This is a genomic window from Lysinibacillus sp. fls2-241-R2A-57 (assembly GCF_030209535.1).
In the GTDB taxonomy this organism is placed as follows: Bacteria; Bacillota; Bacilli; order Bacillales_A; family Planococcaceae; genus Lysinibacillus.
In genome coordinates, this window is record NZ_JARVRU010000114.1 from 1 (window position 1) to 14,448 (window position 14,448).

The window sequence follows — 14,448 nt, forward strand, 5'->3', positions numbered from 1 at the left end:
TTATCCGTCGCTTCGACTCTTCTATCCGTCGCTTTGGCTCTTTTATCCGTCACTTTGACTTCTATCCGTCGCTTCGGCTCTTTTATCCGTCGCTCTTGCTCTTCTATCCGTCACTTCGGCTCTTCTATCTGTCGCTCTTACTCTTCTATCCGTCACTTTGACTTTTATCCGTCGCTCTTGCTTTCCTATCCATCGCTCTTACTCTTTTATCCGTCACTTCGCCTTTCCTATCCGTCGCTCTCACTCTTTTATCCGTCACTTTGACTTTTATCCATCACTTCGGCTCTTCTATCCGTCGCTTTAGCTTTTCTATCCGTCACTTCGGCTCTTCTATCCGTCACTTTGACTTTTATCCGTCGCTTCGACTCTTCTATCCGTCGCTTTGGCTCTTTTATCCGTCGCTCTTACTCTTTTATCCGTCACTTTGTCTTTTCTATCCATCGCTTTGGCTTTTCTATCCGTCGCTTTGGCTTTTATCCGTCGCTCTTACTCTTTTATCCGTCACTTTGGCTTTTATCCGTCACTTCGACTCTTCTATCCGTCACTTTGACTTTTATCCGTCGCTTTGGCTCTTCTATCCGTCACTTTGACTTTTATCCGTCGCTTCGACTCTTCTATCCGTCGCTTTGGCTCTTCTATCCGTCACTTCGGCTCTTCTATCCGTCACTTCGGCTCTTCTATCCGTCGTCACTTTGGCTTTTATCCGTCGCTCTTGCTCTTCTATCCGTCACTTCGCCTTTCCTATCCGGCGCTCTTACTCTTCTATCCGTCACTTTGGCTTTTATCCGTCACTTCGGCTTTTCTATCCATCGCTTCGACTCTTCTATCCGTCACTTCGGCTCTTCTATCCGTCACTTCGGCTTTTCTATCCATCGCTTCGACTCTTCTATCCGTCACTTTGGCTCTTCTATCCGTCACTTCGGCTCTTCTATCCGTCGCTTCGACTCTTCTATCCGTCGCTTTGGCTCTTTTATCCGTCACTTTGGCTTTTATCCGTCACTTCGCCTTTCCTATCCGGCGCTCTTACTCTTCTATCCGTCACTTTGGCTTTTATCCGTCGCTCTTGCTCTTTTATCCGTCACTTTGACTCTTCTATCCGTCGCTTCGGGCTCTTCTATCCGTCACTTTGCCTTTTCTATCCGTCACTCTTGCTCTTTTATCCGTCACTTTGACTCTTCTATCCGTCGCTTCGGCTCTTTTATCCGTCGCTCTTGCTCTTCGATCCGTCACTTCGGCTCTTCTATCTGTCGCTCTTACTCTTCTATCCGTCACTTTGACTTTTATCCGTCGCTCTTGCTTTCCTATCCATCGCTCTTACTCTTTTATCCGTCACTTCGCCTTTCCTATCCGTCGCTCTCACTCTTTTATCCGTCACTTTGACTTTTATCCATCACTTCGGCTCTTCTATCCGTCGCTTTAGCTTTTCTATCCGTCACTTTGACTTTTATCCATCACTTCGGCTCTTCTATCCGTCGCTTTAGCTTTTCTATCCGTCACTTCGGCTCTTCTATCCGTCACTTTGACTTTTATCCATTACTTCGGCTCTTCTTTCCGTCGCTTTAGCTTTTCTATCCGTCACTTCGGCTCTTCTATCCATCGCTCTTACTCTTTTATCCGTCACTTTAATTTTCCACATAAAAAAACAGGGAAAGAAATTTATTCTTTCCCTGTTTCGTATTAAAAGCTGATGTTAAACAGTAGGCTCATCAGTTCCCCATTGTTTTTTCTCTTTTTTGTGAATCTGACCATCTGATTTTTTCATTTCACGAACTTTTAATGAATACCAGATTTGTGCAGCAATACAGATTGATGAATACATACCTGTTATTAAACCGATTAATAAAGCAATTGAGAAGTTTTGAATCGATGGTGCACCTAAAATAAGAAGTGCCACTGTAACGATAATAACCGTTAACACTGTGTTAACAGATCGACCCATCGTTTGACGAAGTGATTTGTTAACAATATCCGCCAATACTTCACGGTCCTTAATTGTATCATATCGATTTAAGTTCTCACGCATTCGGTCAAATGTAACAATCGTATCATTAATAGAGTAACCGACAATCGTCAATACTGCAGCAATGAACGTAATATCGACTTCTAAGCGCATAAAACTAAATACAGCAACAATCAAGAATACGTCATGAACTAACGAGGCAATTGCCCCAACACCCATGCGCCACTCGAAACGAACCGCTACGTAAATAATGATACCGATAGCCGCAATAGATAATCCTTTTATCGCATTTTTCACAAGCTCTTTACCGACAGTTGGTGATACAGTACTTACCCCGGGTTCAGTACCAAATTTCTCGCCTGCTTCTTTTTTGTATTTTAAAATTTCAGCTTGTGATAGGTCATCTTTATAACGGATAACCGCAGCGTTACTCTTCTCACCTGTAAGAACGATATCTTCAGATGGGAAGCCGATACTATTTATATATTTAGATACTTCTTCTTTAGTCAACGTATGGTCTGCTTCAATTTGAACACGAGTACCACTTGAGAAATCAATACCAAGGTTTAAGCGGAAAATACCAATGACCACTAAACCAGCCACTAAAATAGCTAATGAGAATGTATAGAATTTCTTACGGTTGTGCACAAAATCAAAACGATCGAATTTCGTTGATAAATCTAATGTACCGATATTTTCATCTAAGCTATGCTGTTTAGATTTTGCAATACCAAACCATGCTGGATTATTGAAATACCCGCTGTTGACAAGTAAACCTAATAGTACACGAGAACCCCAAACAGCTGTTAGGAAGCTTAGTAAAATACTGATAATTAAAGTTGTTGCAAACCCTTTAACTGAACTTGTCCCGAATTGGAATAGTACAGCCGCTGCTAATAATGTAGTTAGCTGTGCATCGATAATCGCTGATAGAGACTGCTTTGAACCAATCTGGAATGCTTGTTTAACCGAATAACCGACACGTAGTTCTTCACGAATACGTTCTGCGGCTAGAATATTCGCATCTACCGCCATCCCTATACCAAGCACGATAGCTGCAATCCCTGGAAGTGTTAACACTGCATTAATCCAGCCGAACACAACTAATACTAGGAAAGTGAAAATAGTAAGTGTAATGATGGAAATAAAGCCAGGTAAACGGTAATAGAATAGCATAAAGAAGAAGATAATTATTACGCCAACAATACCTGCGAAGACTGTACTCTTCAATGCTTCATCACCGAATTGTGCACCAACTGAAGTAGAATAAATTTCTGTAAGCTTTACAGGAAGTGCTCCAGCATTTAAAATTCCTGATAAATTTTTTGTTTCTTCAACTGAGAAGTTACCGCTAATCATGACATCTGTTGTATTTAATGTTTGGGTAACTTGTGCAGCAGATGCATAACGAGGCTTCGCTTTTTGTGATTCAGCTTTATATGAATCAACACCCTCTTCAAAGTCTAACCATATAACGAGTAAGTTTTCACCTGGTGGTTTCGCCGCAATTTCACTTGTAACATCGGCAAATTTTTTCGCATCCTTTAACGTTAGCGATACAATTGGACGATTTTGCTGATCAAAGGAATCTTTGGCGCCACCTGGCTTTAAGTCATTACCATCTAGCAATACATTGTCATTGACATCACGAATTGTTAAATTCGCAGAAGTAGACAATAGTTTACGTGCGGATTCTTGATCTTCAACACCAGCTAATTGCACACGAATACGGTTGTTGTCTTCAACCACAATGCTCGGTTCACTTACCCCGATCGCATTTACACGTTCACCGAGTGCAGTTGCAGTTGCTGCCATAACATCCTGTGTAATTTTTTGTCCTTCTTTTAATTCTGTAACCTCATAAAGAACCTCAAACCCGCCCTGTAAGTCAAGACCAAGCTTAATGTCCTTTAAGACGCCGCCTACAGTCGTACCAATGGTTGCTGTAAAGATCACCAAAAGCAGTACGAATGCCACTATACGACTTTTTAGTTTCATTTATAAATCCTCCTCGAATAGGTGTAAGGCCATTCCTTACACTACAAACAAGTATAATAGCAATTCCTTTTGAAACGTTATTCCTCCTTTTCCTTAGAATAATGTTGCCTGTGCTTCAAAAAGGTTGCTCTACTTATTTCAATCGTTCATAACGCGCAAATTTATCCCTATGTATATAGGTGTTAAGCCTCCAACTTCAGATAAGAAGAAAAAGGAGGGTTTTCAGTAAAAATATTTTTTACAAATAAAAAAAGCGCAACACACTCATTATGAAACACGTTGCGCTTGCTGTCAATTCAACACTTTTAGTATTCTTTTATTATTTGACAAATTTCACACAGTCTTCTTAAATTTTTACCGGACCAAGTAGCATTTTTAACTCTTCTGTATTCAAGTCTGTAAACCAATCATTGCTTTGTAAAAATTCTACTTGATTAAATGATACGATATCGGACGGTGATATCGCAAAAATAGTGGCGATAATTTCATGTAAACGTAATTGTTCAATATTTTTTTTGCGCCATTTTTTCTCCACACAATAGCGCCATAGTTCTTCTGCTGTAATCGCATCGTATTGATAATGTTTACACTCTTCTATCTTACTATCAATTGCAGGACGAATTTTTTCAAATAGTTGCTCATGTTGGATACTCATTTTGAATCATCTCCAATCAAAGTTGTATCGTAAGACATGTTTGCATACAAATAGTGTAAATGAATTTTTGTGGCTTGAGAAGGGACGGATGGCATGAGTTCTTTTGTACGAGGTACACTATTTTTAATGTTCGTGATTTTTTTATCGAAACTCTTTGGCTTCTTTTATAGAATGCAATTTATGCGTATCGCTGGTGAAGAGGCAGTCGGCATTTATATGACCGTCTATCCAGCGTTCATTTTCTTCATCTCACTCATTCAACTTGGACTACCTATCGCCGTGGCAAAAATTGTAGCAGAATTACTAGCAAAAAACAAACGTGAAAGCATCTTTGGTGTTATGCGTACGGCTATTTTTTGGTCATTTATTGGAATGATCATCTTTATGCCGATTGTTGCACTTACAATACCATATATCTCGTCAACGCTTTTACATAATGAACAAACAACATTCACGCTATGGATTGCACTTTTTGCTGTGCCAGTGTCAGTCGGCTCTGGGTTATTACGTGCTTATTTACAGGGCATTACGAAGATTACACCAACGGCTTGGGCTCAAATGATTGAACAAATTATCCGCATTAGCTTCATCACATTTACGCTTCCACTTGTGGCTGGCTATAATAATGCTGCCGTTACAGCAGCCTTTGCCATGGGCATTACACTTCTTGCTGAAGTTGTTGCTTTCTTGTATTTGTGGATGCATTATATTGTCTCAAAGAAAAAGTTATTGACACGAAAAAACAAAATCGAGGCTTATCCTTCCTCGCCGATGTTACGCATTGCCCTTCCTTCTGCAGGAAGTAAACTGTTCGGATCCTTTACATGGTTTTTAGAGCCAATCATTTTTCTAAAGGCTTTAACTATGGCTGGATTGACAGCTTCAGCAGCAACAATTTTATATGGGATTATTTCGGGTGTATTAGTCCCTCTATTATTATTCCCGGCTTTTGTGTCTGCGGCGCTTTCGATTGTCCTTATACCGGCTGTTAGCGACGCTGTAGCACGTCAGCATATACCACTCCTACAGGAACGTATTTCTGTATCATTGCGACTATCTTCCTTGGTGGGCTGTGTTGCCGCTACGTACTTTTTCGTTCATGGTGACGAATTAGCAGTGAAACTCTTTCACTTACAAGAAAATCGTGGTTATGTGAAAATATTAGCCCCTATTTTTTATTTTTATTATATTCAAAGTCCATTGCATTCGATATTACAAGCAATTGGTGAAGCCCGTGCTGCAATGATGAATTCGATTTACGGTGGACTTGGTAAACTATTTGTCATGTTCGTGCTTGCTTCTCAGCCTGGTATACAGGAAAAAGGTGCTGTTGTAGCAATTGGCTTTGGCGTTTTACTAACTTCGTTTCTGCATATCGCAACAGTAAGACAGCGTAAAAATTTACGTGCCGGCTTTAGAATGTTTGTTGTCCCGTATAGCTGCTTTATTGCTGTTTGTGTTACTCAGTATTTCCTGATGCAAATAATGCCACTGCCATTCATTTTAAGCAGCTGTGTAACCTTGTTTTTACTATTTACTTTCTTACTACTTTCCAATCAGTTACGCATAACAGATTTGCGCTACCTTCGTAAGTTAGCAAAAAAAGTTTAAGTTTCTTTCAGCTGGATATGCATCCGATCGACTTCCCAAATACAAAAAAAGACGGTGTTACTATCCTGAATATTATTTTTAGCCAGCTCTGCCATTAACCAATCAGCATCTTTATGCAATATCTTTAAGTGCCTATCCTGAATATCGCCATCGATAATAAGTGGGTAAACAAATGCCTTTTCATCTTTTTTATAAACAGAAAGATTGCCTGATGGCTCTAAGTAGGCATAAGCAATATCTGTGACGGAAGCAGTACCATTTTCGCGTAATTGTTGACATAGATCATCTAAATTATAGCGTTGCTTGCGCATTTCACTTTCTAAAATGACACCATCTCTTATAAGTAATACTGGATCACCATCAACTAGGTCACGGAATTTTTTACTTTTAAGTGAAATATATGCACTCCCTATTTGAATGAAAAACAACACGATGATTGGTAAAATCACATTAAATAAAGGACTTTCAAAGTCATCAAGCGCAAAGGCTGCAACCTCAGCCATTAAAATGGACACGACTAAATCTATTACAGATAATTCGCCGACTTCACGTTTACCCATTAAACGAAAAATTATTAGGATAAACACATATAAAAAGCATGTTCTAAAAATAATCATAAAATATTCTTCCATGCAGTCACCCCCATATAATCAAAGTGACCGTGTAAGTTACTTTTTATACAAAAAAGCCTTGTCAAAAATGAATTCTTACATTTTGACAAAGCTAAATATAATGAGTAAGGCGTTGTCCACCATATATGATGGACAACGCCTACAAATATTAGTTATTTACAACACGACCGATTGCTTGACGATCAAATTTCACGCGTACATTGTCTGCGATTTTTAATGTCACAGCTGTGTCCTCAATTGCGTCAACCTCGCCGTGTAAGCCACCGATTGTAATAACTTTATCTCCACGTTGCAAACTACTCTGCATATTTTGTGTTTCCTGCTGTCTCTTTTTAGCAGGGCGGATTAAAATAAACCACATTGCAACGAACATGATTAACATCATGATTAAGCTAGTATATTGTCCCATAATTTTTGCCCCCTTTCCAATTCTCACTTTTTTAGTATAGACTATTCCACCATAAAAAAGCGATGGACAAGCCCAAAATTTATCTATATTACTAATATTTTTTCTATAATAGACATTATTTTGCTAGTAATATCCACAACCCACATAAATTTACATGATTTTTTAACTAAATATTAGAAGTTCTTTGCATTTGGTCCATTAAAGCCATATTTCTCGAAAAATTCTTCTCGGAAATCGCCAAGACGATCTTCACGAATTGCCTCACGTACTTGCTCCATTAGCTTCAATAAGAAATGTAAGTTATGGTAAGTCGTTAAACGGATACCGAACGTTTCTTCCGTACGAATTAGATGACGAATATACGCGCGTGAATAGTTTTTACATGTATAGCAATCACAGTTCGGATCAATTGGTCCAAAATCACGTGCATATTTTGCATTTTTAACAACTAAACGGCCTTCAGATGTCATTAATGTACCATTACGGGCAATACGTGTCGGTAATACACAGTCAAACATATCAATACCTCGAATAGCACCATCAATTAATGAGTCAGGCGACCCTACACCCATTAAATAACGTGGTTTATTAGTTGGCATTAAAGGTGTTGTAAACTCTAATACTCGGTTCATGACGTCCTTAGGTTCCCCAACAGAAAGCCCTCCAATTGCATAACCTGGGAAATCTAGCTCTACTAATGCTTCTGCAGAACGACGGCGTAAATCCTCATATTCGCCCCCTTGAATGATACCGAATAGACCTTGTTCTTCTGTACGTTTATGAGCTTCTTTACAACGTTTAGCCCAACGCGTTGTGCGGTCTACTGATTGCAGCATATAGTCATATGTTGCAGGGTATGGTGGACATTCATCAAATGCCATCATAATATCCGAACCTAAATCATTTTGAATTTCCATCGCCTTTTCTGGACTTAAAAACAATTTATCTCCATTCAAGTGATTGCGGAAGTGAACTCCTTCTTCTTCAATTTTACGGAATTGACTGAGGGAGAATACTTGGAAACCACCTGAATCAGTTAAAATCGGGCGATCCCAGTTCATAAATTTATGCAAGCCCCCTGCTTCCTTTACAATATCATTTCCTGGTCGAAGCCATAAATGATACGTATTTGACAGAATTATCCCTGCATTCATTTCTTTTAATTCCTCAGGGGACATTGTTTTAACAGTTGCTTGTGTACCAACAGGCATAAATGCTGGCGTTTCAAAAGAGCCATGCGGCGTATGCACGATGCCAAGGCGTGCTCCTGTTTGCTTACAAGTATGAAGTAGCTCATAACGAATTGCTGGTTGTGTCATAAAATAAATATTCCTCTCTTATCTAAAGTAAAAACAGTACTCCGATTTTTTTCTTAGTTTATCCTTTTGGACGAATAAACATAGCATCACCAAAACTAAAGAAGCGATATTTTTCTTCTACAGCTTTTTGATATGCATTTAAAATTGTTGCTCTTGTCGCAAGTGTACTCACAAGCATTACAAGAGTTGATTTTGGTAAATGGAAGTTTGTGATTAAACCATCCACAACCGTAAATTCATATCCTGGGTAAATGAAAATAGACGTCCAACCTTGTTCTGCTCGCACTTCGCCTTCATATTTAGAGCCGATCGTTTCTAATGTGCGGGTAGAGGTTGTACCAACTGCAATTACTTTTCCACCATTACTTTTTACACGGTTAATGATAGATGCAGTTTCTTCCGTTACACTATAAAATTCGGCATGCATTTCGTGATTTTCAATTGAATCTACACTTACAGGACGGAAAGTTCCAAGCCCTACATGTAAAGTGATAAATACAACTTCGACCCCTTTTGCTTTAACTTGCTCTAGCAATTCTTCTGTAAAATGAAGACCAGCAGTTGGTGCTGCTGCTGAGCCGCGTTCTTTTGCATAAACGGTTTGGTAACGATCCTTGTCCTCTAATTTTTCACGAATATATGGAGGTAATGGCATCTCACCAAGTTGCTCTAAAATTTCATAAAAAATCCCATTATATTTAAACTCAAATGTACGTCCACCATGATCAAGCTCTCCTGTACAAGTAGCTGTCAGTAAGCCATCTCCAAATGTTACAACTGTGCCAACTTTTACACGCTTAGCTGGTTTAACAAGTGTTTCCCATTCATCCGTACCTGCCATTTGCTTTAATAGCAGTACTTCTATATGAGCACCGGTTTCCTCTTTAATGCCCATTAATCGCGCTGGTAAGACCCTTGTATCATTTAATACAAGACAGTCCCCTGCATGTAGCTCATCTAAAATATGAGCAAAATGATGATGCTCAACATTTTGTGAGCCTGGCGTCACGACCATTAGTCGACTAGCTGTACGATCCACAAGTGGTGTTTGTGCAATGAGCTCCTCTGGCAATTCAAAATCAAAATCTTCTACACGCATGAAAATACTTCCTTCTTCTAGGTTTGTTGGGGATATTCATATCCAAAATGTTCGTAGGCTAAATGTGATGCCACACGTCCACGTGGTGTCCGTTGTATAAAGCCGATTTGCATCAAATACGGCTCATACACATCCTCTATCGTTACACGTTCTTCACCAATAGATGCTGCCAACGTATCTAAGCCTACAGGGCCTCCACGGAAGCGCTCAATCATATTGGTCACAAGTTTATGGTCAATATGGTCAAGCCCTCTAGGATCGACTTGCAATAGCTCGAGCGCTTGCTTAGCAAGTCCCTCTGTTATCATACCATCTCCAAGCACCTGTGCATAATCTCTCACTCGTTTAAGCAGGCGATTGGCAATACGGGGTGTCCCACGCGAGCGTCTCGCCATTTCAAGTGCTGCTACTTGCTCGATATCAACATTAAATAAGTGAGCACTACGCACGACAATTTCTGCAAGTGAAGTAGTATCATAATACTCCAATCTTAATAATACGCCAAAGCGATCTCTTAAAGGTGCTGATAATGCACCAGCCCTTGTTGTTGCACCAACGAGTGTAAATGGCGGTAAATCAAGTCGTACAGAACGCGCTTCAGGGCCTTTACCAACAACAATGTCTAAACAAAAATCCTCCATTGCTGGATAAAGCACCTCTTCTATTGCACGAGGCAGGCGATGTATTTCATCGATAAAGAGCACATCTCCTGGCTCTAGTGAGCTTAAAATAGCTGCTAAATCGCCAGGACGTTCGATTGCAGGGCCGCTAGTCATCCGCACATTAACATTCATTTCATTGGCAATGACAGCAGCTAATGTAGTTTTACCAAGTCCAGGTGGTCCATATAACAGCACATGATCTAAACTTTCCTGACGAAGCTTTGCCGCTTCAATGAAAATTTGTAAATTCTCCTTTACCTTATGCTGGCCAATGTATTGAGCTAGTCTTTGTGGACGTAAAGATAATTCAAACTGTTCATCATAGCTACCTGCCTCACTAGCTATCATACGTTCAGACATGTACTTTCCCCCCTTTCACTATTTTAACTTTAATAGTAATTGTAATGCTTGTTTCATAAATGCATCTGTTGTTTCAAGCTTGTCATTTTCTTCAAGCTGTGGACGTATTTTTTCAAGTTCTTTTTCAGAATAACCAAGTGCCATTAAGGCAAGAATAGCTTCTTCAAGCTCATGTTTAAATGGATTCACACCAAATAATGGAAGCTCATCCTCTGAACTAGGTAGCTCAATAGTCTCCATTAATCCGCCAAGTTTACCTTTTAAATCTAGAATCATTTGACGTGCCGTTTTCTTGCCCACACCCGGGAATTTTACTAAAAACGATTCATCCTCTCGTTCAATAGCACTTATCACCTGTTGTGGGTTCCCAGTAGCTAAAATAGCAAGAGCACCCTTTGGTCCAATTCCTGACACTAGAATAAGTTTACGAAACAGCTCACGTTGGTCTAAATTTGGAAAGCCATATAACATTTGTGCATCCTCACGTACATGCAAGTGTACAAAAATTTGTTGTTCAAGTGCAGATGTCCTGAACGCAAATGGATTAGGTGTATTCAACTGCCAGCCAATCCCTTGCTGTTCAAGGACGATATACTCAGGAGTGATACGCTTTATTTGTCCTTTTAAATAATCATACATTCTATAATCCCTCACAATCATCGTCTTCGATTATAGCATATTGCGAACGAATGCTCGACTATAACAAATGCGCTGAAGAGCCCGAAGCAAAAGTAAGCGATCCACCACTTTTGCCCGAGGGATCGAAGCGACCTCGAGGATGTAGCGCTTTAGCCTAGACGAAAACTATGCTCTAGGTTATCCACAAATCAATTATGCCTCGGCATAGGCTTTAACTTACTTAACATTTAGAAAAGCACAAGTAGTCGTTCACACACAAAAATGACCGCCAATAGACGGTCATTTCTTCATCATTCTATCAATATCGTACCACAGTTTCGGCCAATATGTGAGGGCTCGTTTTGTAAACGGCACTAAATAATCTAAAAACACAAGCTGTTGATCTAATGGTAAATCAACTGCAAAAAGCCATTCACGTAATAGCTCATTTGGATATTTTAAACGATGTAGCTTTCTTTTATCTAAGCGTTCCAACTCTGGTAGCTCTGCAAATATTTTACCAATGTCATAATCTACAGCTGGCAGTACACGATGCAACCATAAAATATATTCATCATCCGCTTCTCCAAGATGAGACAAATCAAAATCAATTAAACGCAATTCTCCATCTGAGCACCATAAAAAATTATGATGTACGACATCTCCATGTAAAAGCGTTATTTCTTTTTCGGGTACGTCCTCCAGAGCAATTAACTGTAACGACTTCTCACTATATTGTAAAATATGATTGATTTCTTCTTTCGTTAAAAATGCACGAAATTCATCCCGTCTGCTCTTAAAACGCATATGACGCATTTGCCATTTTAAAAGCTGTGAATAGGTGTGCAAGCCCGGCACTCGCTGCCAAGCAATTTTCTTATGTGTATCATGTAAAGTATTTAATAACTTAAGTGATTCCTTCCGATCTTTTTTATGTGCAAAATTCGCACTATGACTTCCTTCTTGCCAAGCTTGCACGATTAAATACTCATCATCACTTTTCATTAAAGGTAAAATCAGCGAGGGTTCAAGATGTCCAAGCTGTCGATGTATAACCCTTACCTTTTCTGCTATTTCTAACTGCTTTGCACGTTTCACAAAATAATTATTTGATTGACATTTATACTTCCAAATATTCGACTTTACTTCTTCAACGATATACGCTTTTTCACCATCGATAAGGCGTCATCCCGCCTGGGAAAAAGTGCGGTGACATCCATGGACCTGTTGACGAATACGGCATTGGGCACGGTGGTGGACATGATGATTGACATGGCATTGGACATGGTGGTGGGCACGGTGGTGGACATGGCGGTTGACAATTACATGAGTCCATTTTCCAATTTGGCATCATCATTGGTTGTGAATTACAACCACAGGAATGCCCCACTCCCATCTCCGGCATTTGCTCAAATTCAGGCTTCATAGGGAAGAATGGTGATGAACTAGATTCTAAGAAATTTTCCATCCCAGCAACTTTACTGCCTGGCATTTCACATGATGTTGGTTGCTCTGGCATCGTATAAGCTTCTACTTGCGGTTCCATTGGCATTTGCATTGGCATTTGCATTGGCATTTGCATTGGCATTGGCATTTCCATCGGCATTGGCATTGGCATCGGCATATGCATTGGCATATGCCAATACATATGATGGTGTACTGGCTGATGGCAACTTGCACAATGTGGTACTGTCGGCATTTGCGGCATTTGTGGCATGATAAAAATCGGTTGTGGCATTGGGGCTGGTGGTGGCGGTAGTTCCGGTTGTGCTACAGGCTGTGGTGGTGGTTGAATTTGAATTGGTGATACAGTTTGATTTTGCTCTACTTGTGGCATGACAACTTGTTGACTCCAGTTAAGCTCAACAGGCGCTTGCTGTGGCATCGGCATTGGCATTGGATAAGGAATAGGAATCATCTGTGGTTCTGGCATCGGTGGTGGTGGTACAATAATCGGTGGTGGCATCGGTCTCTGTACCTCTTTTTCTTTAACATGTTTTATAGGTGACTCCTTGTGCATATGTTCTTTGTGCATATGTTCCTTGTACCCTTCTTTATGTGATTCCCTATGTCCTTCTCTATGCATTCCCCAATCTGTTTCTCGATGCTGTTCTCTATGAGGTTCTTTGTGTATTTTTTCAGGTAGGATAATTTCCATGCCCGGTACAATATAATCTGGATTAGCAAGATGAGCATTGAGCCGTTTTAAATCTTCAAACGAAACACCATACTCTTTCGCAATCTTCCACAACGTATCTCCCTTTTGAACAATATGAATACGCAATTTTTTCCTCCCTTCCTCTCTACGTATCATATGTTCAATGTTTCATTTGGATACAAAAAATTCACGCATGTTGGAAATGCTTCATGGTACACTAGTTCTAAGGAAAACGGCTTCCTTTATTACAGGCAGAGGTGATCTCTTATGAAAAAAATGTTAGGCGAAGAACGCCGACTGCAACTTCTAGCACAGCTAAAAAAAAGCACAGCACCTATAACAGGGACGGACTTAGCTAAATTCGCAAATGTTTCTAGACAAGTCATTGTTAATGATATGACATTATTAAAGGCTAGAAATGAACCTATTATTGCAACTAGCCAAGGATATATTTATATGCATCAGGAACAATTACATCAAACTGTTGAACGTACAATCCCTTGCTTCCATACCTCAGAGGATGCAGAAGATGAGCTTATTACAATAGTTGATTGCGGTGGTACAGTAAAAAATGTTATTGTAGAACATCCTATTTATGGCGAAATTACTGCATCTATTATGGTCTCTAACCGTCATGAAGTAAAAAAATTTATTCAACGTGTTACCGATACACAGGCAAGTTACTTATCCGAACTAACGGGGGGTACACATCTTCATGTAATTTCTGCGCCTTCAGTTGAAATTATAGATTTAATAGAGCTCACTTTACAAAAAAAAGGCTATTTAGTAGCGGATCAATAATTTATTCATCTTTACTTAGCTGCTAGCTTTCACAATAACTAGCAACTTTCTATTTATGCTAAAAAAGAAGAGAGGCTGGGACATAACTGGTCAAAACCTTAAAAAGTGCGAGAAATCAATTTTAGAAACGTTGATTTCTTGCGCTTTTCTGATGTGAAATATTGTA

The 14,448-nt window shown here is 39.6% G+C and carries 16 protein-coding genes; 6 read left to right on the forward strand and 10 right to left on the reverse strand.

Annotated features, from left to right (window positions below; genetic code table 11):
* From QRN68_RS17370 to QRN68_RS17385, 4 genes are all read left to right on the forward strand, one after another.
* Positions 1–264, forward strand: a 264-nt coding sequence (locus QRN68_RS17370) for a hypothetical protein (RefSeq protein ID WP_285398167.1), incomplete at its 5' end; no start/stop codon positions are given.
* Between the two features lie 78 nt (positions 265–342).
* Positions 343–1,380, forward strand: a complete 1,038-nt coding sequence (locus tag QRN68_RS17375; RefSeq protein ID WP_285398168.1) for a hypothetical protein — start codon at positions 343–345, stop codon at positions 1,378–1,380.
* Between the two features lie 57 nt (positions 1,381–1,437).
* On the forward strand, positions 1,438–1,563 hold the full coding sequence (locus tag QRN68_RS17380) for a hypothetical protein (protein ID WP_285398169.1): 126 nt from the start codon (positions 1,438–1,440) through the stop codon (positions 1,561–1,563).
* On the forward strand, positions 1,520–1,681 hold the full coding sequence (locus tag QRN68_RS17385) for a hypothetical protein (RefSeq protein WP_285398170.1): 162 nt from the start codon (positions 1,520–1,522) through the stop codon (positions 1,679–1,681). The genes QRN68_RS17380 and QRN68_RS17385 overlap by 44 nt, the downstream gene beginning before the upstream one ends.
* Positions 1,682–1,690: 9 nt before the next feature.
* Here the strand turns inward: QRN68_RS17385 and secDF are convergent, their stop codons facing one another.
* Together secDF and QRN68_RS17395 are read right to left on the reverse strand one after the other, a co-directional pair.
* Entirely contained in the window at positions 1,691–3,958 is a 2,268-nt protein-coding gene (gene secDF / locus QRN68_RS17390; RefSeq protein WP_285398171.1) for a protein translocase subunit SecDF, read from the reverse strand.
* 346 nt (positions 3,959–4,304) lie between these two features.
* Entirely contained in the window at positions 4,305–4,613 is a 309-nt protein-coding gene (locus QRN68_RS17395; protein ID WP_285398172.1) for a post-transcriptional regulator, read from the reverse strand.
* A 93-nt stretch (positions 4,614–4,706) separates the two neighbouring features.
* On the opposite strand from QRN68_RS17395, the gene QRN68_RS17400 reads away from it, so the two are divergent.
* On the forward strand, positions 4,707–6,224 hold the full coding sequence (locus QRN68_RS17400) for a putative polysaccharide biosynthesis protein (RefSeq protein WP_285398173.1): 1,518 nt from the start codon (positions 4,707–4,709) through the stop codon (positions 6,222–6,224).
* On the opposite strand, the gene QRN68_RS17405 is transcribed toward QRN68_RS17400, so the two are convergent.
* From QRN68_RS17405 to QRN68_RS17440, 8 genes are all read right to left on the reverse strand, one after another.
* Entirely contained in the window at positions 6,221–6,856 is a 636-nt protein-coding gene (locus tag QRN68_RS17405) for a DUF421 domain-containing protein (RefSeq protein WP_285398174.1), read from the reverse strand. The genes QRN68_RS17400 and QRN68_RS17405 overlap by 4 nt on opposite strands.
* A 148-nt stretch (positions 6,857–7,004) precedes the next feature.
* Positions 7,005–7,265, reverse strand: a complete 261-nt coding sequence (gene yajC, locus QRN68_RS17410) for a preprotein translocase subunit YajC (protein ID WP_285398175.1) — start codon at positions 7,263–7,265, stop codon at positions 7,005–7,007.
* Between the two features lie 173 nt (positions 7,266–7,438).
* A complete protein-coding gene (gene tgt / locus QRN68_RS17415) occupies positions 7,439–8,584 on the reverse strand; it encodes a tRNA guanosine(34) transglycosylase Tgt (RefSeq protein ID WP_285398176.1) in 1,146 nt (381 codons plus the stop codon).
* A gap of 58 nt (positions 8,585–8,642) precedes the next feature.
* The gene (queA, locus tag QRN68_RS17420; RefSeq protein WP_285398177.1) at positions 8,643–9,683 is read right to left on the reverse strand and encodes a tRNA preQ1(34) S-adenosylmethionine ribosyltransferase-isomerase QueA; all 1,041 of its coding nucleotides are present in this window, start codon (positions 9,681–9,683) and stop codon (positions 8,643–8,645) included.
* Positions 9,684–9,700: 17 nt separating this feature from the next.
* The gene (gene ruvB / locus QRN68_RS17425) at positions 9,701–10,705 is read right to left on the reverse strand and encodes a Holliday junction branch migration DNA helicase RuvB (protein WP_285398178.1); all 1,005 of its coding nucleotides are present in this window, start codon (positions 10,703–10,705) and stop codon (positions 9,701–9,703) included.
* An 18-nt stretch (positions 10,706–10,723) separates the two neighbouring features.
* Positions 10,724–11,344, reverse strand: coding sequence for a Holliday junction branch migration protein RuvA (ruvA, locus tag QRN68_RS17430; RefSeq protein WP_285398179.1), 621 nt, complete (start codon positions 11,342–11,344; stop codon positions 10,724–10,726).
* Positions 11,345–11,623: 279 nt separating this feature from the next.
* Entirely contained in the window at positions 11,624–12,421 is a 798-nt protein-coding gene (locus QRN68_RS17435; protein ID WP_285398180.1) for a phosphotransferase, read from the reverse strand.
* 70 nt (positions 12,422–12,491) lie between these two features.
* Positions 12,492–13,607, reverse strand: a complete 1,116-nt coding sequence (locus tag QRN68_RS17440) for a LysM peptidoglycan-binding domain-containing protein (protein WP_285398181.1) — start codon at positions 13,605–13,607, stop codon at positions 12,492–12,494.
* A gap of 141 nt (positions 13,608–13,748) precedes the next feature.
* On the opposite strand from QRN68_RS17440, the gene QRN68_RS17445 reads away from it, so the two are divergent.
* Positions 13,749–14,282 (forward strand): transcription repressor NadR, encoded by a 534-nt coding sequence (locus QRN68_RS17445; RefSeq protein ID WP_285398182.1) that lies wholly within the window; start codon positions 13,749–13,751, stop codon positions 14,280–14,282.
* Positions 14,283–14,448 lie beyond the last annotated feature (166 nt).